Source organism: Ancylobacter sonchi (assembly GCF_018390695.1).
Classification (GTDB): Bacteria; Pseudomonadota; Alphaproteobacteria; order Rhizobiales; family Xanthobacteraceae; genus Ancylobacter; species Ancylobacter sonchi.
Window position 1 is genome coordinate 396225 of record NZ_JAHBGF010000020.1, and the last position, 22539, is coordinate 418763.

At 68.7% G+C, this 22539-nt stretch carries 19 protein-coding genes; 9 read left to right on the forward strand and 10 right to left on the reverse strand.

The genetic code is table 11. The features are described 5' to 3' along the window. Positions 1 to 34 precede the first annotated feature (34 nt). The 10 genes from KHC28_RS12520 to KHC28_RS12565 all read right to left on the reverse strand — a co-directional run bounded on the left by KHC28_RS12520 (position 35) and on the right by KHC28_RS12565 (position 13952). Complete coding sequence (locus KHC28_RS12520; RefSeq protein ID WP_214008680.1) at positions 35 to 1045, reverse strand: ABC transporter permease; 1011 nt, start codon at positions 1043 to 1045, stop codon at positions 35 to 37. Next, on the reverse strand, positions 1038 to 2090 hold the full coding sequence (locus KHC28_RS12525) for an ABC transporter permease (protein ID WP_214008681.1): 1053 nt from the start codon (positions 2088 to 2090) through the stop codon (positions 1038 to 1040). Before KHC28_RS12525 ends, KHC28_RS12520 begins: the two co-directional genes overlap by 8 nt. Further along, on the reverse strand, positions 2087 to 3628 hold the full coding sequence (locus tag KHC28_RS12530; RefSeq protein WP_214008682.1) for a sugar ABC transporter ATP-binding protein: 1542 nt from the start codon (positions 3626 to 3628) through the stop codon (positions 2087 to 2089). Before KHC28_RS12530 ends, KHC28_RS12525 begins: the two co-directional genes overlap by 4 nt. 285 nt (positions 3629 to 3913) lie before the next feature. Continuing rightward, positions 3914 to 5002: a TMAO reductase system periplasmic protein TorT gene (gene torT / locus KHC28_RS12535; protein ID WP_214008683.1), complete on the reverse strand. Its 1089-nt coding sequence runs from the start codon at positions 5000 to 5002 to the stop codon at positions 3914 to 3916. Between the two features lie 135 nt (positions 5003 to 5137). Continuing rightward, positions 5138 to 7084: a hydantoinase B/oxoprolinase family protein gene (locus tag KHC28_RS12540; RefSeq protein WP_214008684.1), complete on the reverse strand. Its 1947-nt coding sequence runs from the start codon at positions 7082 to 7084 to the stop codon at positions 5138 to 5140. Positions 7085 to 7089: 5 nt separating this feature from the next. Further along, the gene (locus KHC28_RS12545) at positions 7090 to 9114 is read right to left on the reverse strand and encodes a hydantoinase/oxoprolinase family protein (RefSeq protein WP_214008685.1); all 2025 of its coding nucleotides are present in this window, start codon (positions 9112 to 9114) and stop codon (positions 7090 to 7092) included. Between the two features lie 388 nt (positions 9115 to 9502). Then, positions 9503 to 10882: an aspartate aminotransferase family protein gene (locus KHC28_RS12550; protein WP_214008686.1), complete on the reverse strand. Its 1380-nt coding sequence runs from the start codon at positions 10880 to 10882 to the stop codon at positions 9503 to 9505. 51 nt (positions 10883 to 10933) lie between these two features. Then, positions 10934 to 11893 carry an AraC-like ligand-binding domain-containing protein gene (locus KHC28_RS12555; protein ID WP_214008687.1) on the reverse strand — a complete coding sequence of 320 codons (960 nt, stop codon included), beginning with the start codon at positions 11891 to 11893 and terminating at the stop codon, positions 10934 to 10936. Between the two features lie 196 nt (positions 11894 to 12089). Beyond that, the gene (gene pxpA / locus KHC28_RS12560) at positions 12090 to 12815 is read right to left on the reverse strand and encodes a 5-oxoprolinase subunit PxpA (protein WP_214008688.1); all 726 of its coding nucleotides are present in this window, start codon (positions 12813 to 12815) and stop codon (positions 12090 to 12092) included. A gap of 102 nt (positions 12816 to 12917) precedes the next feature. Next, complete coding sequence (locus tag KHC28_RS12565; RefSeq protein WP_214008689.1) at positions 12918 to 13952, reverse strand: LysR family transcriptional regulator; 1035 nt, start codon at positions 13950 to 13952, stop codon at positions 12918 to 12920. Between the two features lie 150 nt (positions 13953 to 14102). On the opposite strand from KHC28_RS12565, the gene KHC28_RS12570 reads away from it, so the two are divergent. From KHC28_RS12570 to KHC28_RS12610, 9 genes are all read left to right on the forward strand, one after another. Beyond that, positions 14103 to 14342 (forward strand): acetyl-CoA carboxylase, encoded by a 240-nt coding sequence (locus tag KHC28_RS12570; RefSeq protein ID WP_214008690.1) that lies wholly within the window; start codon positions 14103 to 14105, stop codon positions 14340 to 14342. A 2-nt stretch (positions 14343 to 14344) separates the two neighbouring features. Further along, positions 14345 to 15739, forward strand: coding sequence for an acetyl-CoA carboxylase biotin carboxylase subunit (locus KHC28_RS12575; RefSeq protein ID WP_214008691.1), 1395 nt, complete (start codon positions 14345 to 14347; stop codon positions 15737 to 15739). Between the two features lie 12 nt (positions 15740 to 15751). Beyond that, positions 15752 to 16621 (forward strand): 5-oxoprolinase subunit B family protein, encoded by an 870-nt coding sequence (locus KHC28_RS12580; protein ID WP_214008692.1) that lies wholly within the window; start codon positions 15752 to 15754, stop codon positions 16619 to 16621. Continuing rightward, a complete protein-coding gene (locus tag KHC28_RS12585; RefSeq protein WP_214008693.1) occupies positions 16614 to 17597 on the forward strand; it encodes a 5-oxoprolinase subunit C family protein in 984 nt (327 codons plus the stop codon). The genes KHC28_RS12580 and KHC28_RS12585 overlap by 8 nt, the downstream gene beginning before the upstream one ends. 317 nt (positions 17598 to 17914) lie before the next feature. Next, positions 17915 to 19285 carry an LLM class flavin-dependent oxidoreductase gene (locus tag KHC28_RS12590; protein ID WP_214008694.1) on the forward strand — a complete coding sequence of 457 codons (1371 nt, stop codon included), beginning with the start codon at positions 17915 to 17917 and terminating at the stop codon, positions 19283 to 19285. 116 nt (positions 19286 to 19401) lie between these two features. Further along, complete coding sequence (locus tag KHC28_RS12595) at positions 19402 to 20046, forward strand: amino acid ABC transporter permease (RefSeq protein WP_376772695.1); 645 nt, start codon at positions 19402 to 19404, stop codon at positions 20044 to 20046. Beyond that, complete coding sequence (locus KHC28_RS12600; RefSeq protein ID WP_214008696.1) at positions 20043 to 20714, forward strand: amino acid ABC transporter permease; 672 nt, start codon at positions 20043 to 20045, stop codon at positions 20712 to 20714. Before KHC28_RS12595 ends, KHC28_RS12600 begins: the two co-directional genes overlap by 4 nt. 10 nt (positions 20715 to 20724) lie before the next feature. Beyond that, on the forward strand, positions 20725 to 21555 hold the full coding sequence (locus KHC28_RS12605) for an amino acid ABC transporter ATP-binding protein (RefSeq protein WP_246564722.1): 831 nt from the start codon (positions 20725 to 20727) through the stop codon (positions 21553 to 21555). A gap of 110 nt (positions 21556 to 21665) precedes the next feature. Beyond that, entirely contained in the window at positions 21666 to 22517 is an 852-nt protein-coding gene (locus KHC28_RS12610) for a transporter substrate-binding domain-containing protein (RefSeq protein ID WP_214008697.1), read from the forward strand. Positions 22518 to 22539: the final 22 nt, after the last annotated feature.

Consider the following 22539-nt stretch of genomic DNA (forward strand, 5'->3'; position numbering starts at 1 on the left):
CGGCCGATCTGTCCGGTGAGGCCGATGCCGCGCATCAGCGCCGCTCCAGCCGCAGCCGGTCGAGCACCACGCCGGCGATGACGATGGCGCCGAGCACCACCATCTGCACATAGCCGTCGATGCGGGCGAGGTTCATGCCGTTCGACAGGATGGTGACGAACAGCGCGCCGACGACCGCGGTGCCCACCCCGCCGCGTCCGCCGGCGAGGCTGGTGCCGCCCACCACCGCCGCGGCGATGGCCTGCAGCGACAGCGAGCCGCCGAGGTTGGGCTCGCCGGAGCCGGTGCGCGCCGTCATCATCAGCGCCCCCAGCGCCGCGAGGCAGGAGCACAGCACATAGGTGGCGACCAGCAGCCGCTTCACCGGCAGGCCGGCCACCGCCGCCGCGCGGGGATTGGTGCCGATGACATAGAGCGCGCGGCCATAGACGGTGCGGGTCAGCACGAGGTGCAGCCCGATGCCGACCAGCACCGCGATGACGATCGCGGCGGGCACGCCGAACACGGTGCCGCCATAGAGCAGCTGCGAGAACAGGTCCGGCACCCCCTGTACCGGCCGGCCGCCGGAGATGGTGGTGGCGATGCCGATGGCGATGTTGTAGCTGCCCAGCGTCGCCACGAAGGGGCTGACCCCGAGATAGGCGACCACCACGCCGTTGAACACGCCGCAGGCGGCGCCGAGCGCAAAGCCGGCGGCGAGACCCATGACGAGCACGGTGAGGGGTTCCTGCCCGCCGGCGACCCCCGCGGCCATGGCGAGCGCGGCGCCGACGCTGACCATCGACACGGTCGGCCCCAGAGCGAGGTCGAAGCCGCGGGTGAGGATCACCACGGTCTGCGCCATGGCGAACAGAGCGAGGTAGCTCGCCTGCTGCGCGATGTTGACGAGGTTGCCGGTGCTGAGCACGGCGGAATCCACCGTGGCGAAGCCGAGCAGCAGCACGACGAGGGCGATGGGCAGCGCCGCCTGCCACAGGAGCGACAGCAGGGCGGCGCGGCGCTCGGCCGGCGCCGGGGTGGCGGGAGAGGTGGAGAGGTCAGACACGGGACTTCCTCCGCCGGCCGAGTTCGTCCAGCGCCACCGCCGCCACCATGATGACGCCGAGGAACACCGGTTGCAGGCGCGAATCGATGTGGAGCAGGTTGAGGGCGTTGCCGAGAATGGTGAGGAACAGCGCGCTGACCGCGACGATCTCCACCCGTCCGACGCCGCCGCGCAGGCTGACCCCGCCGATGACGGCGGCGGCGATGGATTGCAGCATCATGCGGTCGCCACCGAAGCTCGCCTGCCCGGAACCGACCTGGGCGGTGAGCAGGATGCCGGCCAGCGCGGCGAGCACGCCGGACAGCACGTAGGTGCCGACCAGATGCCGGCGGATGCCGACGCCGGAGACGATGGCGGCATCGGCATTGCCGCCGATGGCGTAGACATAGCGGCCGAACAAAGTGCGGCGCTGCACGAACACCATCACCGCCAGCACGATGAGCGCCACATAGATGGCGGTCGGCAGGCCGAGGAACTGGGCGCGGCCGAAATCGCGCACGAAGCTCTGCGGCATGCCGTAGACCGGGATGCCCGAGGTGATCATCAGGGCGACGCCGGCGGTCGCCGACATGGTGCCGAGCGTGACGACGAAGCCGGACACTTTCAACCGGGCGACGCACAGCCCGTTGATCAGCCCGACCGCCGCGCCGCTGCCGAGCCCGGCGGCGACGCCGCAGGCGATGACCAGCGCGTCATTGCCGGGGAAGGCGGCGGCGGCGAGGCCCATCACCTTGGCCGTCACCACGCTGGCCAGCGCCACCACCGCGCCGACCGACAGGTCGAAGCCGCCGGCGATGATCACCAGCGCCTGCCCGCAGGCGACGATGGTGAGGAAGGAAGCGTTGCGCAGGATGTTGAGGATGTTGATCGGCCCGTAGAATTGCGGGTCCGCCGCCGACATGCCGACCACCACCAGGATCAGCAGCGCCGGCAGAAAGCCGATGCGCCCGACGAGGCCGCGCGCGGAGGCGGCGATGCCGGGGCGGGCGGCGAGGGCGGGGGCGTGGGACGTGGAGGTGCCGGGAACCGAGGCTTGCACGCTCATGCCGCCTCCGTCGTCGCCAGATGCTCCTTGAAGAAGGAGGCGAGAACGTTCTGTTCGGTCTTCTCGCTGCCTGTCAGCTCGGCGGCGATGCGGCCGTGATGCATGACATAGAGGCGGTTGGAGAGCGCCAGCACCTCCGGCAGTTCCGAGGAGACGACGATCACCGCCGCGCCCTCGCTCACCAGCTGCTTCATGAATTCATAGACCTCGAGCTTGGCGCCGACATCGATGCCGACGCTCGGTTCGTCGAACAGGAAGACCTTGAGGTCGCGGGTCAGCGCCCGGCCCAGCATCACCTTCTGCCGGTTGCCGCCGGACAGCGCGCCGGCCGGCCGCTCGATATTGGGCGGGCGCAGCTTGAGCCGCTCCATCGCGGCGGCGACGAGGCCGCGCTCGCTGCCCTGCCGCAGCACCCCCAGCCGGGCGAAGCCGGGCAGGTCGAGCGCGGTGAGCGAGGCGTTCTCGCGGATCGGCCGCGACAGGGCGAGGCCCTCCGCCACCCGGTTGGCCGGGAAATAGGCGACGCCGCGCTTCAGGCTGTCGCGCGGGGCCGGCGCGTCATAGGGCGTGCCGTCGATGCGGATCGTGCCGGCGACCACCGGCTCCAGCCCGTAGATCGCCCGCACCAGTTCCGACTTGCCGCAGCCGACCAGCCCGGCAATGCCGGTGATCTCGCCGGCGCGGGCGTGGAAGTTCACCTCGCGCACCGAGCCGTCGGCGAGGCTGAGGCCCTCGACATCGACAGCCACCTCGGCCGGGGCGTGCTCGATGGTGGGGAACAGCACGTCGATGCGGCGGCCGGTCATCAGCTCGACCAGCTCGCCATCGGTGACATTCGCCGCGTCGAGGGTGCGGATGTGGCGGCCGTCGCGCAGCACCGTCACCCGGTCGGCCAGCGCGCGGATCTCCCGCATGCGGTGCGAGACATAGATGAGGCCGACGCCCTGCGCCTTCAATTTGGCGATCAATTCGAACAGCCGGCCGGTCTCGCGCTCGGTGAGCGAGGCGGTCGGCTCGTCGAGGATCAGCAGGCGCACCTTGCCGAGCAGGGCCTTGGCGATCTCCGCCATCTGCTGGTGGGCGCGCGAGAGGTCGTCGACCCGCTTGCCGGGGTCGAGGTCGAAGCCGAGCTCGTCGATCAGCGCGCGGGCCTTTTTCCGCATCGCGCCGGCGCGCAGCACGCCGCCGGCCGAGATTTCGCGGCCGAGAAACAGGTTCTCTTCCACGGTGAGGCTCGGCACCAGCGAGAATTCCTGGAACACCGGGCTGATGCCGATGGCGCGCGCCCGCTGGGGCGACAGATGGCGGATCTCCTCGCCGTCGAAGCGGAACGTGCCCTCGTCCGGCGGGAAGGTGCCGGAGATGACGTTGATCAGCGTCGACTTGCCGGCGCCGTTCTCGCCGAACAGCACGTGCAGCTCGCCCGCCCGCACGTCGAGATCGACATGGTCGAGGGCGCGCACGCCGGTGAAGCGCTTCGAGATGCCTTTCAGCTCCAGCAGGGGGGCGGCCTTTCGGGCCTCTACGCTGATGTTCATCCGTTCTCCTACCGTCCCTTCTCCCACTCCTCGTGGCAGAGGAGCGGGGTGAGGGGGCTCTACGCTTCCCGATGCCGTCGACCCTCACGGCCCCGGCTTCGCAGGGCCGCCTCTCCGCCGAAACCGTACTCGGCAACAGCCGAGTTCGGGCGGGGAGAGGGAAAGAAAGGCGATGGGCGCGAGTTCTCACCCGCGAGGGGATCGATGCAGTTCCCGGGCCACGCGAGGCTCCGTGCGCGGGGACGCGCACGGAGCCTCGACGCGGTACCGGCGCCCGTGGGGGTCCTACTTCGCCTTGACGGAGTAGACCGGGCTCCAGCTGGCCGGGGCGAGCACGAGGTCCATCTGCAGGTTCGGCACGGTGGTCTTGTCGATCACCGCCGCGATCGGCTGCACCAGGCTGACCACCGGCTTCTTCTCGATCAGCCGGATCGCCTGGTCGATGGCGATGGCGCCTTCGCCGACCGGGTACTGGGTGGCGAAGGCGAGGATGTCGCCGCGGTTCAGCGCGTCGAGCATCGCCTGGTTCTCATAGGAGGAGATCACCTTGATGTCCGAGCGGCCGGCCTCGGCGACGGCGCCGATGGCGGCCTCGGCGGTGGGGGCGCTGCCCCAGATCACGTTCATCGACGGATAGGCCTGCAGCGCGTCCTGGATCAGCTGCAGCTGCACCGCGACGCCGGAATCGCCGAACTTCTCGCCGAGGATCTTGGCCTTCGGATTCTTCGACACCGCCTTCTTGAAGCCGTCATTGAAGGCTTCCGCCCAGCCAGAGCCGGCCGGGCCGGGGAAGGTGACGATGTTGAGGTCCTCGTCGGGCTTGGACTGCGCCAGCAGGCCGTCGCCGGTCACCTCGCCCATGGCGAAGAAGTCGACATAGTTGGCGGCCGGCAGCGCGTTGGGCGGCAGCGGGTTGGTGACGCCGACCACCGGGATGCCCTTGGCCTTGGCCTCCTCGAACTTCTTCATCAGGCCGGCGCCGGAAATCGCGCCGACGATGATGGCGTCGGCCTTCGCCGCCATGCAGTCGTCGAACTGGGAGAGCTGCTTGGGCAGGTTCTCGTAGCCGCCGGCCTCGTAGAGATTCATGTTGACGTTGGAGGCCGCCGCCTGGGTGACGATGCCATAGGCCACCGCGACCCAGAAGCTGTCCTTCATGTGCGGGAACAGCACGCAGATATTGTAGGGCTTCTCGGCCTTGGCGAGCGGGGTGTATTCCGCCGGCACCGGCTTGCCCGAGGAGCTGTCGTAGATCTTCATCGGGAACCACTTCGTCTCCGCCGCGGCGGGCGACAGCGAGGCGGCGGCGAAGGCGAGGAGGGCGGCGCCGGCGAGGGCGCGGCGCTTCACGCGGGAGAGGGCGGTGGTCGGCATGTCTCTTCTTCCTCTGGTTGGTTTTTGGCGGGAGGAGGCCGGCGGGACGACCCGTCGCCTCCTCTCCGAACGCACTGCGTCGCGCCGCCGGAGCGGCAAAGAATGTCGCGGCGAAAAGGTTGCGGCGACGAAGGCTCAGGCCCAGCCGGCGATCGAGCGGCGCTCGAACACCTCGCGGAACTGGCGGGTGGATTCCGGCAGCAATTCGCCGGTGCCCCAGTCGAGGATCACCGCATGCTGGCGGATGGCGTCGAGGGCGTCGATCTCGCCGGCCTGGTAGCGCTGCGCGACGAGTGCCGGGTCGAGGCGGGCCTCGGTGACGCGGCGGGCGCGGATGGCCTCGCGCAGCGCCGCGGTGGCGGCGACGTCGATGCGGTACTCGCACAGCTCGGCGTCGATGGTCTCGACGACGACGCCATAGTCCTTGGCGGCGCGTTTGACCGAGACGTAGTCGTCCTTCACGTCCTCGAGCACCAGAGCGGGATCGCGCTCCAGGGGGTCGCCGAAGCCGCCGCCGCCGGCGGTGGGACGCGAGAAGATGTCGCCCTCGCCGATCGGCACGTCGGAGAAGATCGAGCCGAGGCGCTCCTCCTCATTGGCGCCGGCGCGCTTCAAGGTGAGGCCGTGCGGCATGGAGGGCAGGCCGCCCTCGATGCCCCACACCACCGCGCGCTCGCGGTCGCAGATATAGGAGATGACCGTCTTCTCGGCCTCCAGCATCACCGAGGTCTTCACCACGCCGGCGCCGCCGCGCCACTTCCCCGGTCCGGGTGAGTCGCGCAGGATCTCGCATTCGGTGGTGAGGATCGGGTTGGCGCGCTCCTGGCCCTCGACCGGCTGGGCCATCATGCCGGTGCCGAAGCAGGCGGTGGTGACGTTGGCGCCGTCGCGGCCGTTGCGCCCGCCCCAGCCGCCGGGCAGCCAGTCGTAGAACATGAAGATCGGCTTGTCCGGGGTGCGGGCGTCGCGCCCGCCGGTGAGCAGGTATTCGAGATTGAAGGCGCAGGCGAGCGCCCGCTCCGGCATCAGCTTCGACCACATCTCGTAGATGGCGTTCATGATCTTCTCGAACGGCATCAGGAAGCCGGTGACCGCGACCGGCCACTGGGCGTCGACGATCGAGCCGGCGGGCTTGATGATCTCGAAGCAGCGGTAGAAGCCGGAATTGAGCGGCAGATCGGGGAAGAAGGTCTTCATCCCCGCCGCCACCGCCGAGAAGGTGGTGCCGAAGGCGGAATTGTAGATCGAGCCGATCACCGGGTGCGAGCCGGTGAAATCGTAGATCGCCTTGTCGCCCTTGATGGTGAGCTTGATGCGGATCGGGATCATGCCCTCGCCGCCGGCCGGGTCGCGGTCGATGAAATCCACCGTCTCCCACTCGCCGTCCGGCAGCGCGGCGATGCGCTGGCGCACCGAGCGCTCGACATAGTCCTGCACGGCGGAAAGGCCGGTCTTCACCGTCTCGCGGCCATATTTGCCGACGAGGCGATGGATTTCGCGCTCGCAGACGGCGGTGGCCTGCGCCTGCGCCTGGATGTCGCCGATGATCGAGGCGGGGTCGCGGGTGTTCGACGCGATGAGGTGGGCGACGTCCTTGCAGAAGCGGCCCTTGTCGAACAGCCGCACCGGGGTGATGCGCAGGCCTTCCTTGAACATCTCCTTCGCCGAGACGTCGAACGAGCCCGGCACCGAGCCGCCGACATCCGACCAGTGGCCGTTGGACTGGGCGAAGGCGATGATCTTGCCCTCGGCGAACACCGGGCGGATCAGCCGCACGTCGGAGAAATGGGTGCCGCCGGCATAGGGGTCGTTGATGGCGTAGACGTCGCCCTCATGCATGTCGCCTTCGAAGTGGCGCATCACTTCCTTGCAGGTGAAGTGCAGCGTGCCGACATGCACGGCGATGTCGGCATTGCCCTGGGCGGCGCATTCGCCATCGGCGTCGTGCAGCGCGCTGGAGAAGTCGTGATTGTAGATCACGAAGGAATAGCAGGTCCGCAGGATCTGCTCGCCCATCTGGTCGACGCTGGTGATGAAGGAGTTCTTGAGGACCTCGAAGGTCACGGGGTCGAGCTCGGTCATCGGTCTCAGCCCTTCACGCGGATGACGATGTTGAGGAACTTGTCGACCTCGGCGCGGGCGCCGGGCGGCACGACGGTGGTGGAATCCAGCTGCTCGACGATGGCCGGACCCTCGAAGACGAAGCCGCAGGGCAGGCTGTCGCGGGCATAGACCGGGGTATCGAGGCCCTCGCCGTCGAACCAGACGCGGCGATGCGAGACCGGGTCCGGGCTGACGCCGGTCGGCGCGTGCACGGCGAATTCGGCCTTGGGCACCAGACCGATGGCCTTCAGGTTGAGGCGGAAGAAGCTGACCGGCGCGTCGTCGCGGCGGAAATTATATTCGCGCAGGTGCTCGGCGTGGAAGTGCTCGACCAGATCGGCGATCTTGCCGATCGGGCGCGGCGCGTTCACCGCCAGCGAGCGCCACTGGCCGCGATACATCATGTCGATGGAGCGCTGCAGCGCGATGTCGGCCTCCGCGACGCCCTCATGGGTGAGGCGGGCCAGCGCCTCCTTCTCCAGTTCGGCGAACAGCGCCTCGATCTCCGCCGGGTCGGCCTCGTCGGCGCCGACCATGCAGCTTTGCGAGAAGTCGTGCTGCATGTCGACCAAGAGGCAGCCGAGCGCCGAGGTGACGCCGGGATTGGGCGGGATGATCACCACCGGGATCGCCAGCTCGCGGGCGACGTCTACCCCGTGCAGCGCCCCGGCGCCGCCGAAGGCGACGAGGGCGAAGTCGCGCGGGTCGTAGCCGCGCGAGATGGAAATCAGCCGCACCGCGTCCGACATGTTGGCGTTGGCGACCTTGAGGACGGCGTCCGCCGCCTCGTGCAGGCCGAGGCCGAACGGCTTGGCGACGCCTTCCTCCACCGCCTCGCGGGCGAGGGCGGGATCCAGCATCACCTTGCCGCCGGCGAGCGAGGTGCCGAGCCGGCCGAGGGTGACGTTGGCGTCGGTGTTGGTGGGCTGGGTATTGCCGTTGCCGTAGCAGGCCGGGCCGGGATAGGCGCCGGCCGATTGCGGGCCGTTGCGCAGGCCGCCGGCCGGATCGGTCCAGGCGAGCGAGCCGCCGCCGGCGCCGATGGTCAGGACCTCGATGGAGGAAAAGCGGATCGGGTAGCCGAACTCGATGTACCAGTCCTTGGTGACGCGCGACTGCCCCTCATAGGCGAGCGACACGTCGGTGGAGGTGCCGCCCATGTCGAGGCCGATGGAATTGGGGAAGCCGCACAGCGAGGCGATGGTGCGGCTGGCGATGGCGCCGGCGGCGATGCCCGAGCCGGCGAGGCGGGCGGCGAAGTCCTTGACGCTCGCCGGGGTCATCACGCCGCCGCCGGTGTGCAGCAAGAGCAGGTCGCGGGTGTAGCCGCCCTCGGCGAGGCGGTCGCCGAGCCGGGTCGTGTAGTCGACCACCACCGGGCTCACCACCGCATTGGCCACCGTGGTGGAGAAGCGCTCATGCTCGAAGATCTCCGGCAGCACCTGCGAGGAGATCGACACCGGGATGTCCGGCATCGCCTCCTTCAGGATCTCGCGCATGCGCCGCTCATTGGCGCCGTTGAGATAGGCGTTCATGAAGCACACCGCGATGGCGGCGACGCCGCGCTTCTTGAGGATGCGGGCCACCTCGCGGGCGGCGTCCTCGTCCAGCGCCTCGACGATGCGGCCGGTGGAATCGATGCGCTCGGGCACGGTGAGACGGTCGCGGCGCGGCACATAGGGCGGCACCACGTCCTTGTAGACGTCCCACAGATCTTCCTTGTTGGCGCGGCGGATCTCGATCACGTCGCGGAAGCCATTGGTGGAGACCACGGCGGTACGCGGCAGCCGGCGGGTGATCAGCGCGTTGGTCGCCACCGTGGTGCCGTGGGAGAACAGCGCCACCTTGGAGAGGTCGATGCCGGCCTTCTCGACGCCGCTGAGGATCCCGTCGATGGGATCGCGGGTGGAGGAGGTCTTCTCGATCCGGATGAGGCCGCTGGCCTCGTCCATGATGCAGATGTCGGTGAAGGTGCCGCCCACATCGACGGCCACGCGGAGATTCTGCACGACTGCGCTTCCTTGTCCTAGGCCCGCTCCGTCCGCTCCAGCCGCGCATGAGCATAGGTCGGCCGGAAGGGATCCGGCCGCCGGCGTCAGGACGGCGGGGAGGCGATGTCGGAGGTGTCGGCAAGGATTAAACGTCGTTTCGCGACGGCGCTCTTGACGCTCCGCGCAGCAAGCTTTGCGTCTGAGAGCGATGTTGGCCCGATTTATGGGCTCGACCGTGCGCTGCCTGCAAAATGGTCAGCAGCGCTGCCCGGCTACGGCGGACGCGGCGTAGGGGCGTGGGGCGCGCGGTGTGCATGCGCCGGGTGGGCGTAGGGCGCGGGCAAAGAAAATCCCGCCCCGGAAGCCGGGGCGGGATCGATGGGTCTCGCCGTGGAGAGGCGATCGATCAGGCGTCCGGCATGCCGGCATTCACCCAGTCGGTGATCTCGTCCAGCGTCACCTTGAAGCGGCGCAGCATCTCGTCGATCTGCTCCTCGGTGATGATCATCGGCGGGCAGAAGGCGATGGAATCGCCGATGGCGCGAATGATCAGCCCGTGGTCGTGGGCGCGGTCGAACAGCTTGAGGCCGACCTTGCCGACGGGGTCGAAGCGGGCCTTGGTCTCCTTGTTCGCCACCAGCTCGACGGCGGCGATCAGGCCCATGCCGCGCACCTCGCCGACGAGGGGATGATCGGCGAAGCGGGCGAGGCCGGCGCGCATGTACTCGCCCATGGCGGCGGCGCGGGCGACGAGGCCGCGTTCCTCGATGATGGCGAGGTTCTCCAGCGCCACCGCGGTGGCGACCGGATGGCCGCCGGTGGTGTAGCCGTGGCCGAAGGTGCCGAACTTCTCCGACTGGTCGGCGATCGCCTGGTAGATCTCGTCCTTGATCAGCACGGCGGCGAGCGGCTGGTAGGAGGAGGTGATCTGCTTCGAGCAGACCAGGATGTCCGGCTGGATGCCGAGCGTCTCCGAGCCGAACATGGTGCCGAGCCGGCCGAAGCCGTTGATCACCTCGTCGGCGATGACCAGCACGTCATACTTCCGGCAGATCTCCTGCACCTTCTGCCAGTAGCCCTTCGGCGGCACGATGACGCCGCCGGCGCCCATCAGCGGCTCGCCGATGAAGGCGGCGACCGTCTCCGGCCCCTCGGCGAGGATCAGGTCCTCGAGCTCCTTGCCGAGCCGCTCGACGAAATCCGCCTCGGTCTCGCCCGGCAGGGCGTTGCGGTAATAGTGCGGACGCGAGACGTGCCGGGCGAAGGGCAGCGGCAGGTCGAAGCCCTTCTGGTTGCCGGCGAGGCCGGTGAGGCTGCCCGCCGCGATGGTGATGCCGTGATAGGCGCCCTCGCGGGAGATGAACTTCTTCTTCTCGGTGCGGCCGAGCGCGTTGTTGTAGTACCAGACGAACTTGATGACGCTGTCGTTGGCCTCGGCGCCGGAATTGGTGAAGAACACATGGGTGAGCCCGGCCGGGGCCAGCTCGACCAGCTTGGCGGCCAGCAGCGCCGACGGCGCGTGCGCCTTCTGCGAGAACACATGGTAGTAGGGCAGCTTGGAGAGCTGCTTGGTCGCCGCCTCGACGAGGCGCGGCTCGCCGAAGCCGACGCCGACGCTCCACAGCCCGGCCATCGCCTCGATATATTCGCGGCCCTCGTCGTCATAGACATAGATGCCGTCGCCGCGGTCGATGACGATCGGGCCCTGGCGCTCGTGACGGCGCAGATTGGTGACGGGATGGAGGTGGTGGGCCACATCCAGGCTGTGGAGCGAATTGGCGGACATGCGGGGAAACCTTGAGGCGGGGAAACCTGTAGCGGGGAGAACCCCCCGCGATCAGCTCGCGGGGGAACGGGAAGCGGAGCGCGTCTCGCTCGGCGTGCAGCCGAAGCGGGCGCGGTAGTTGCGGCTGAACTGGGCCTGGTCGCCGAAGCCCCATTCATAGGCGATCTCGGAGATCGACTTGCGGCAAAGAGGATCGCGCAACATCGCCTCGCAGGCGAGCAACCTTTGGTTGCGTATGTAGGCGCAAACCGTAATACCTTCGGCTTCGAACAGCTGGTGCAGGTAGCGCACCGAAATGCCGCAGCCCTCCGCCACCGCCTGCGGCGACAGCCGGACATCGCCGAGCCGGGCGCGGATGAAATGCTCGCAGCGATGCAGATGCGCATTGCGCACGCTGGAGGAATGGCCGGCCAGCACCCGCTCGTCCGCCTCGATCGCCATGGCAAGCAGGTCGACCAGCTGCTTGCCCATCAGGGCGCGGGCCGGCTCGTCCATCTCGTCGATGCGCGCGCCGGTGAGCCTGAGCATGTCGACGAACAGCGCGCCCACCGCGCGGGTGGCGTCGAATTGCAGGGTGGCGAGCCGTTCGGGCCGGGCGATATGGGCGCGCAGCACCGCGCTCGGCACCTTCATCACCCACAGCGCGGCGGGATCGCGGTGGCTGAACTCATAGGGCAGGTGGCTGCGCTCGATGAGGAAGGAGCCGGGGCGGCAATGCACCTGCCGGCCATCCTGCTCGAAGCGGATCTCGGCGAGCTCGGGCACGGTGATCAGGTAGCATTCCTCGCGCTCAGCGACGAGATGACGCTGGTGGCGGCGGTAGAGCAGCCCGTCCGACACGTTGCGCGATACCGCCACCGGGCCGAGCGACCACGCGCCGAGGCTGCCATTGAACTCGGTGCCGGCGCCGAAGCGCAGGTCGAGCGGGAAATAGGTCTTCGAGACGGCGTCCTGCCAGAACTGGCGCCGCTGGGCGGGCGCCGCCTGATCGGTCGAGTAGCTGGCACGCATGTCACGCTCCTCCGATCCAAGGACGGGGCGGCCGCACGGCGCCCCCGGAACCGGCGCCGCCGCTGGATCGCGGCGCGCCGGGGCGGTTCGATCGGCACGTCAGACGACGGTCTTCAAACGACAGTCTTCGATGGGCACGTCTCGGGGGACGCATCCCCCCATGATGGCACGTCGCGGGGCGATGGCGAGGGCGCGTTCAGGCGTGCCAGGGCTGCACCGCCTCCTTCAAGACCCGGGCCAACTCGACGGCGTTGGGGGTGTCGGAGTGGATGCAGATGGTCTCCGCCTTGAGGTCGAAGTCGCGGCCGTCAATGGTGGTGGCCTTGCCCTCGCTCAGCATGCGTACCGCGCGGCGCGCCGCCTCGACCGGATCGCGGGCCGGGTGCTCGCGGGTGATGATAAGCGCTCCCGAGGGATCGTAGTCGAGGTCGGCATAGTATTCCGACACGAAGGTGAGGCCGCGGGCGCGATAGACCTCCTCGTGCAGCGTGCCGGCCATGCCGATCACCGGCAGGTCGTAGACCGAGGCGGCGTCGGCGATGGCCTGCGTCACCTCCTCGCGCCGCATCGCCGCGCCATAGAGGGCGCCATGCGGCTTCAGATGGTTGAGCTTCAGCCCGGCGGCGTCGAGGAAGCCCTTCAGCGCGCCGATCTGGTAGAGCACGCAGGCGGCGAGCTCCTCGCGGCCCATCGCCATGTCGCGGCGCCCGAAGCCCTGCAGGTCCGGGAAGGACGGGTGGGCGCCGACCGCCACCCCCTGCGCGGCGGCAAGGCGCACGGTCTCGCGCATCACCACCGGATCGGCGGCATGGAAGCCGCAGGCGACGTTGCCGATGTCGATATGCGGCATGATGCCGGCATCGTCGCCGCAGCGATACAGGCCGAAAGCCTCGCCCATGTCGCAATTGATGACGACGCCCATTGCCACGCTCCCTGCTGCCCGTTTCGATGTCCATTCGATGGGCACGAAGCGTGGCGAAGCCGGGCGGTCAGCGTCAAATCGTATTAAACGGAAGCCGATATCTCAATTTTCGATGTCTCCGGCGATGTCCGGCGCCATCTCGCCGGGCAGCTTGCCGGCGAAGTCCTTGACGGCATCTCCGGCGATGGCTCCCGTCACGCCGCGCGGATCCGAGGAGGGCGCGGCGCGGCCGGCGCTGTCGCCCGCCACCGCGAAGCGCAGGAAGTCGCAGAAGGCCTGCGTCGCCGGGGTGAGCACGGCGTCGCGCCGCCAGGCGAGGCCGACATCCATGCTCGGCACCTCGTCGGCGACGTCGCGCAACTCGATGCGCTGGCCTTCCAGCGACCAGGGCCGGTAGACGAGATCGGACAGCACGGTGACGCCCATGCCGCCGCCGACCATGGAGCGCACCGCCTCCACCGAGGAGGTGCGGAAGATGGCGTTGGGCTCCAGTCCCTGCGCCGTCCAGTAGCGCAGCGCGGTATGCTTGGCCTCGTCGACGGTGAGCATGACATAGGGGTAGCGGGCGATGTCGGCGAGCCGCACCCGCTCCGGCCGGGTCAGCGGGTGCGACGGGGCGAGCCACAGCCGGCGCGCCGAGCGCAGCAGCAGCTGGCTGGCGAGATGCTCGTCGTCCTTCAGGTTGGACACCAGCAGCACCGCGACGTCGAGCGCGCCGTCGACCAGCGCCTGCTCGACCACCGAGCGCGGCGCCTCGAACAGCTCGATGGTGATGCCGGGAAAGCTCGACTGGAAGCGGATGTGGTGGCGCGGCAGGAAATAGCCGGACACCGTGTAGGTGACGCCGACCCGCACCGTGCCGGCGATCGGCACGGTGGAGTGGCGGGCGTCGCGCACCGCCTCCGCCACCTGGGTGAGAATCTGCCGGCCCTGCAGCAGGAAGCGGCTGCCCTCCAGCGTCACGCTTACCCCGGTGGGGGTGCGGTCGAGCAGCCGGGAGCCGAGCATCGCCTCCAATTGCTGGATGGCGGCAGTGACCGCCGATTGCGAGACGTTGAGCTCCACCGCCGCCTGGCTGATCCGCCCGGTCTCGGCGGCGGCGACGAAATAGCGGATCTGCTTCAGAGAAATCGACATCAGTCCCTCGGAATGAGGCCCTTCCGGCCCTTTTCCGCCATGCTATCTGATTTTCTGATGTCCCGAATTCCTTATTGCTACTTCTCGGCCGGAACGTCTTTTGCAACTCTCCCCGCTGCTTTGGCCCACAGCTTCGATGGACGACACGCGATGGCGAAGACGATACAGGCACCGCTTCCGGGCACCTTCTACCGGGCTTCGGCGCCCGGCGAGCCGGCTTTCAAGTCGGAAGGTGACGCGGTGGCGGTGGGCGACACCATCGGCCTGATCGAGGTGATGAAGTCGTTCACCCCGGTGGTTGCCGAGGAAGCCGGCACGCTCGTCGCCTTCCATGTGGAGAACGAGGACGCCGTGATGGCCGGCCAGCCGCTCTACGACCTCGACGCCTGATCATGGGCGTGACGTCGATCTTCATCGCCAACCGCGGCGAGATCGCGGTGCGGGTGATCCGCGCCGCCCGCGAGCTGGGGCTGCGCACCGTGCAGGCGGTGAGCGCCGCCGATGGCGACATGCTGGCCGCCCGGCTCGCCGACGCCGTCGCCCCTGTCGGCCCGGCCCATGCGACCAAGTCCTACCTCAACAAGGAAGCGGTGGTGCGCGCGGCGCTGGAGGCCGGTTGCGACGCGGTGCATCCCGGCTACGGCTTCCTGTCGGAGAATGCCGAGTTCGCGCAGATGGTGGAGGCGGCCGGCCTCGTCTTCATCGGGCCGAAGCCGGAGACCATCCGCCAGATGGGCGACAAGGCCCGCGCCCGCCAGGAGGCGCAGGCCGCCGGCGTGCCGACCGTGCCGGGCACCGAGGGGGTGGTCGCCGATCTCGACACCGCCAAGGTCGAGGCGGCGCGCATCGGCTATCCCGTGATGATCAAGGCGGCGGCCGGCGGCGGCGGACGCGGCATCCGCGTCGCCCGCGACGAGGCGGAACTCTCGACGCTGTTCCCGCAGGCGAGCGGCGAGGCCCGTGCCGCCTTCGGCGATGGCGGGCTCTATCTCGAGCGCTTCATCGGCCGCGCCCGGCACATCGAAGTGCAGGTGCTCGGCGATGGCGAGCGGGCGGTGCACCTGTTCGAGCGCGAATGCTCGCTGCAGCGCCGCCGCCAGAAGGTGTGGGAGGAGGCGCCGGCCGCCTGCCTGACGAATGAGCAGCGCCTCGCTTTGTGTGCGTCCGCCGTGCGGCTCGCCGAGCGGGTCTCCTATCGCGGTGCCGGCACGCTGGAATATCTGTTCGACGACGTCACCGGCGAGTTCTTCTTCATCGAGATGAACACCCGCATCCAGGTGGAGCACCCGGTGACCGAGATGGTGACCGGGGTCGATCTGGTGCGGGCGATGATCCGCATCGCGATGGGCGAGAAGCTGGCGCTGCGGCAGGAGGACATCGTGCTGCGCGGCCATGCGGTGGAGGCGCGCATCTGCGCCGAGGACCCGACCGCCGATTTCCGCCCGTCTCCCGGCACGGTGGCCGGGCTCGCTCTGCCCGGCGGCTTCGGGGTGCGCTTCGACACGCTGCTCTATGCCGGCTACACCGTGCCGCCCTTCTACGATTCGCTGCTCGGCAAGCTGATCGCCCATGACGACAGCCGTGCCGCGGCGATCGCCCGGCTCGACCGGGCGCTCGGCGAGCTGGTCGTCGAGGGACTGCCGACCACCGCGCCGCTGCACCGCGCGCTCGCCGCCGACCCGGCGGTGCTGGCCGGTGCCGTGCATACGCGCTGGCTGGAGGAGTGGCTGGTTGCCACGCCGCTGGCTGCCGCTCCCGCTTCGCCCGTTCCCGCCACATCAGCCTGAGGACCGCCCGGAATGCAGACGCGCTATTCATTCGGCGGCGACGAGCACATCTTCGTCGAGGTCGACGAGGAAATGTCGCTGGAGGCCTTCTTCAAGAGCCTGTCCATGACCACGGCGGTGCGCGAGGCGGATATCGCCGGCATCACCGAGATCTGCCCCGCCAACGCCTCGTTCCAGATCAAGTTCGACCCGGACGTGATCGCGCCGCAGGTGCTGATGGAGCGGCTGAAGGGCTTCGAGGCGGCGGCCGAGAGCGCCGAGAAGACCATCGAGACCCGGATCATCGAGATCCCCGTGCTCTATGACGACCCCTGGACCCGCGAGACGCTGATGCGCTTTCGCGAGCGCCACCAGGACCCGGACGCCACCGACCTCGAATATGCGGCGCGGGTGAACAACTACCCGGACGTCGCCAGCTTCATCGCCGCGCATGCCGCCTCGCCCTGGTTCGTCTCCATGGTCGGTTTCGTTGCCGGCCTGCCCTTCACCTACCAGCTGGTGGAGCGCGAGAAGCAGATCGAGGTGCCGAAATATCTGCGCCCGCGCACCGACACGCCGCGCCTGACCATCGGCCATGGCGGCTGCTTCGGCTGCATCTATTCGGTGCGCGGCGCCGGCGGCTACCAGATGTTCGGCGTCACCCCGATGCCGATCTACGACCCGGCGGGAAAGATAAGCTACCTCAAGGAGCTGATGATCTTCCGCCCCGGCGACATCCTGAAGTTCCGCCCGATCGAGCGCGAGGAATACGACGCCACCGTCGCGGCGATCGAGGACGGGAGCTTCGTGCCGAAGATCGTACCCGTGACGTTCTCGCTCGACGCCTTCACCGCCGATCCCGCCGGCACCAACGCCAAGCTGCTGGAGGCCCTCAATGGCTGAGCGCTCCTTCGAGGTCGTCAAGCCCGGCCTCGCCACCACCGTGCAGGACCTCGGCCGCCCCGGCTACTACCATCTGGGCCTGCCGCTCTCCGGCGCCATGGACCGCTTCGCGCTGATCGCCGCCAACCGGCTGGTCGGCAATGCGGACGGCGCCGCCGGGTTGGAGGCGGTGTTCCTCGGCCCGGAACTGCGCTTTTCCGCCGACGCGCTGGTGGCGATCACCGGCGCCGAGCTGCCGCCCAAGCTCGACGGCGTCGAGCAGCCGCTGTGGACCGCCTTCGCGGTCAAGGCGGGGCAGGTGCTGTCCTTCGCCTTCCTGAAGGGCGGCGCCCGCGCCTATATCGCCATCGCCGGCGGCATCGACGTGCCGGAGGTGCTGGGCTCGCGCTCCACCTACGCGCTCGGCGCGCTGGGCGGCTTCGAGGGCCGGGCGCTGAAGGCCGGCGACGTGGTGCCGCTCGGCGCCCCGACCGGCTCCGGCCGCGAGGGCACGAGCCTGCCGAAGGAAGGCCGCCGCCCGACGCAGGAGAGCGGGGTGGAGATCCGCGTTGTGCCGGGCCTCTACTGGCACCGCATCACCGAGGACGCGCAGGCCGGCTTCTTCGAGGACACCTGGAAGGTGGCGCCGGAGGCGGACCGCATCGGCTACCGCTTCCGCGGCGGCAAGAAGCTCGACTTCGTGCCGCGCCAGCAGCCCTTCGGCGCCGGCTCCGACCCGTCCAACATCGTCGACAGCTGCTATCCCTACGGCTCGATCCAGGTGCCGGGCGGCACCGAGCCGATCGTGCTGCACCGCGACGCGGTGTCGGGCGGCGGCTATTTCATGATCGGCACGGTGATCTCCGCCGACATGGACCTGATCGGCCAATTGCAGCCGCACCAGCCGGTGCGCTTCCAGTCGGTCACGCTGGACGAGGCGCTCGCCGCCCGTGCGGTGGAAAAGGTGCGCCTCGCCAAGCTCGGCGAATTGATCTGACGACGGCGGGCGGGCGCCCGCAATCTTCCGACATCGTGCGAGAGGGCGGCCCGGGGCCGCCCTTTTGCGTTTGCCGGTCGGTCGCAGCCGAGGGAGGTGCGCGGCCCTTCGCGCCGCCGGCCCGGCTGCGCAAAGACCCCGACTTTCGGCGCCGGGCGTCGCCATGCTATCGCAGCGCGCCGGTTCCGCTTGCGCGCCACCCTGCCGCCGGGGCGCCGCGGGCGGGACTAGCCGATGGTCGGTTGTGGGGAAATGCGCCGCAACCTCGACAAATACGTCTATACAAATAAGATGGCGGCGCTCAGGGAGGTGGCAACATGGCGCGCGCGGACAAGTTGAAGCTCGGGACCTTCGTCTACACCTTCGGCTACAACCCGGCCGGCTGGCTGCATCCCGGCAGCGACGTCAACGGCGCCAATGATTTCCGCCACCTGCACAAGGTGGCGCAGATCTCGGAAGCCGCGAAGTTCGACTTCATGTTCCTGGCGGATTCGCCGGCCGCCGCCATTGGCGACCCGGAGGCGCTGTGCCGCCTGCCGACCAAGATGAACCGCTTCGAACCGCTCTCCCTGCTGTCGGCGCTGGCGGTCTCGACCTCGAAGCTCGGCCTCGTCGCCACCGCCTCGACCTCCTATTACGAGCCGTTCAACCTCGCCCGCATCTTCGCCTCCATCGACCATCTGTCGGGCGGGCGGGCCTGCTGGAACGTCGTCACCTCCGACCATGACGAGACCGGCTACAATTTCAACCGCGAGGGGCTCGACCCGCACGCGCTGCGCTATGAGCGCGGCAAGGAGTTCGTCGACGTGGTGTTCGGGCTGTGGGACAGCTACGAGGCCGACGCGCTGAAGCTCGACCGCGAGACCGGCGTCTATTACGACAAGGACAAGCTCCACACGCTGAACCACAAGGGCAAGCACTTCCAGGTGCGTGGCCCGCTGAACATCGCCGCCTCGCCGCAGGGCCGGCCGGTGATCGCCCAGGCCGGTGGCTCGGAGGCCGGCATCGAGCTCGCCGCGGAGACGGCGGAAGTGGTGTTCTCGCTCGCCTCCAACCTCAAGCGCAGCCAGGATTTCTACGCGACGCTGAAGGACCGCATGGGCGCCTTCGGCCGCCACCCGGACGAGCTGAAGGTGATGCCGGGCGTGGTGATCAATGTCGGGCGCACCGAGGCGGAGGCGCGCGAGAAGGTGGACTACCTCGCCGACAAGCTGCACCCGGATGTCGGCCGGGCGATGCTGGCCGAATTCCTCGAGGCCGACCTCTCCGGCGTGCCGCTCGACGCGCCGTTCCCGAAGGATCGCCTCCCCGCCGCGCCAAAAGGCTCCAAGGCGCTGTTCGACGAGCTGACCGACTTCGTGATGAAGGGCCACACGGTGGGCGAGTTGATCCGCCGGTTCAGCGAGAAGCACACCGGCAACGGCATCACCGGCACACCGGCGGTGGTGGCCGACTTCATGGAGGAGTGGTTCCAGGGCCGCGCCGCCGACGGCTTCATCGTGATGTGCCCGACGCTGCCAGCCGCGCTGGAGGACTTCACCGAACTGGTGGTGCCGGAGCTGCGGCGGCGCGGGCTGTTCCGCGACGAGTATGAGGGTGCGACGCTGCGCGCCAATCTCGGCCTGCCGGTGCCGGAGAACCGCTATGCGCGGGCCCGGCGCCAGCGCGGCGGCACGGTGCCGGCGTGACGCGCCCGGCGGATACACGGTTGGCGGGCATCTTGCTACGTTGCGTCAGCTCGGGCGGCCGCTGCCGCCCACTGCCCGCCCGTTCTTGTCCGAGAAACTGAATGTTCGATGTCAACCTGATCATCAAATCGCTGCCGATGCTGCTGCAAGCCTCGGTGTGGACGGTGATCTATTCGCTGAGCTCGGTGGCGATCGGCTTCTGCATCGGCACGCTGGTCTGCGCGGCCGGGCTGTCGTCCTCGCGGCTGGGGCGCGGCTTTTCCGCCTTCTATGTCAGCTTCTTCCGCGGCGTGCCTCTGCTGGTGCAGTTGCTGATCTCCTATTACTGCCTGCCGCTGATCGGGGTGAACGTGCCCTCCTCGGTGGCGGCGGTGGGCACGCTCGCCTTGTGCACCGGCGCCTATCTCGCCGAGATCCTGCGCGGCGGCTTCCTCGGCATCCCGCCCGGGCTGATCGAGGCGGCGCGCATGGTGGGCTTAAGCCGGGCGAAGATCCTTACCCGCATCGAGGTGCCGCTGGCGGTGCGCCTGACGCTGCCCTCGCTGGTCAACGAGACCACGATGATGGTGAAGGCCTCCTCGCTGATCTCGGTGGTCGGCGTGCTGGAGCTGACGCGGCTGGCGCAGAACATCGCCACCTCGACCTTCCAGCCGCTGGAGATCTACCTGACCGCCGGGGCGATCTATTTCGTGATCAACGGCGCCATCACGCTCGTCGGCGGGTTCGCCGAGAGCCGCTTCCGGCTGGAGAAGGCGCGATGACCTTCAACCCTGCCATCCTCACCGACAATTGGCGCGAGATCCTCGACGGGATGGCGCTGACCATCCTGATCTGGGCCGCCGGCACCGCCATCGGCCTCGTCATCGGTCTCGCTGTGGCGGTGCTGCAACTGTTCACCAATCGCTGGCTGGCGGCGCCGCTGACGCTCTATGTCGCGGTGATGCGCGGCACGCCGTTCCTGATCCAGCTGTTCGTGATCTATTATGGCGGGCCGTTCTTCGGCCTCGACCTGACGCCGCTCACCGCCGGCATCGCCGGGCTGGCGCTCTATGGCGGCGCCTATTTCTCCGAGATCTTCCGCGCCGGCTTCCTCTCGGTGCCGCCCGGCCAGATCGAGGCGGCGCGGATGATGGGCATCGGCCGGCTCGACATCGTCAGACATGTGCAGCTGCCGCAGATGCTGGTGATCATCCTGCCGGCGCTCGCCAACATGACGGTGCTGCTGTCGAAGGAGACGGCGGTCCTGTCGGTGATCACGGTGAACGAGCTGACCTCGGTGGTGCAGTCGATCGGCTCCACCACCTTCGCCTTCGCCGAGACGCTGCTGTTCCTGGCGCTGGTGTACTGGGCCTTCCTCGAAATCGTCACGGCGGCGGCGCGGCGGCTGGAGAAGCGGGTTGGCCGCTTCATGCTGCGTACCCCGAGCTGAAAGGGCGGACATGACCGCAACTCCCGACACCGGTTCCCGCCCGATCATCGACGTGCGCGGTGTGTGGAAGCGCTTCGGCACCGCCGAGGTGCTGAAGGGCATCGACCTCGCCATCCGCAAATCCGAGGTGACCTGCATCATCGGGCCGTCCGGCTCCGGCAAGTCGACGCTGCTGCGCTGCATCGCCTTCCTGGAGGAGTACAGCGAGGGCGAGATCTACATCGAGGGCGAGCTGCTCGGCTTTTCGCTGGAGAACGGCAAGCGCCGGCGGGTGTCCGACGCCGAGGTGGCGCGGGTGCGGCGCAATGTCGGCTTCGTGTTCCAGCAGTTCAATCTGTGGCCGCACATGACGGCGCTGGAAAACGTCGCCATGCCGCTGAAGCTCGCGCGGGGAATTGCGCGGGAAGACGCGGAAAAACGCGCCCGGCGCATGCTGGAGAAGGTGGGGCTCGGCCACCGCGCCGAGGCCTATCCCAGCCAGCTCTCCGGCGGCCAGCAGCAGCGCGTCGGCATCGCCCGCGCGCTCGCCATGGAGCCGCACATCATGCTGTTCGACGAGCCGACCTCGGCGCTCGACCCCGAACTGGTCGGCGAGGTGCTGCAGGTGATGCGCGACCTCGCCGCCGAGGGCATGACCATGGCGGTGGTGACGCACGAGATGGGATTCGCCGCCCAGGTCGCCGACACGGTGGTGTTCATCGACCATGGCGTGATCGCCGCCTCCGGCTCGCCGCAGCAGGTGTTCCGCAAGGACGAGAACCCACGGTTGCGGCAGTTCCTGCAGAACTACTTCGAGCGTAACGTGTTCTGGCAGGGCGCCGAGGACGGCGCCGCGCCGTGACGTTGCGGCCGCCGCGTTGCGGGGCGGAAACCGTTATGTCTATACTTTATCCATAAGGAAGACCGGCGGCATGGCGCCGTCCGCAGCTTCCGGGGGAACAGGAGAAATCGATGAAGACGCTCACCCGGCGTTCCGCCGTCACCAATGCCCTGCGTGTCGCCGCGCTCGGCGCGGTCGCCTCGCTGGCGCTCTCGGGTGCCGCTCTCGCCGAGGACCTGCTCGCCAAGGCCAAGGCCAAGGGCGAGCTCACGGTCGGCACCGAATTGCAGTTCGCGCCGTTCGACTTCGTCGAGGATGGCAAGCAGAGCGGCATGAACAAGGAGATCTTCGCCGAGATCGGCAAGGAGCTCGGCGTGAAGGTGACCTTCCTCGACCTGCCCTGGCCGAGCGTGCTGCCGGGCCTCGAGGCCGGCAAGTTCGACATGGTGGCCGGCCCCGCCACCATCACCAAGGCGCGCATGGAGCGCTACCGCTTCACCTCGCCGATCGCCAACGCCACCGTCGCCATCCTGAAGAAGAAGGGCGACGCCTCGATCACCAAGCCGGAGGACATCGCCGGCAAGAAGGTCGGCTCCGCCAAGGCGACCGCCCAGCTGGCGCAGCTGCAGGAATTCTCCAAGACCCTGCCGACGCCGCCGACCATCCAGGAATATGTCGACTTCAGCCAGTCCTATGCCGATCTCGGCGCCGGGCGCATCGTCGCGGTGGCGAACTCGCTGCCCAACATCGCCTATCTCGCCAAGACCAAGCCGGACGTGTTCGAGGTGGTGGAGCCGCCGTTCGGCAAGCCGGTCTATTTCGGCTTCATCGGCTCCAAGAGCGAGGACGCCAAATCGCTGATGGACGCGGTCGACGCCGTGCTCATCAAGATGAAGCATGACGGCCGCCTCGCCGCCCTTCAGAAGAAGTGGTTCGGCACCGAGATGTCGACCCCGGACCAGGTGACGGAAGCCAGCTTCTGACCGGCGAGCTTCTGACAGGCTT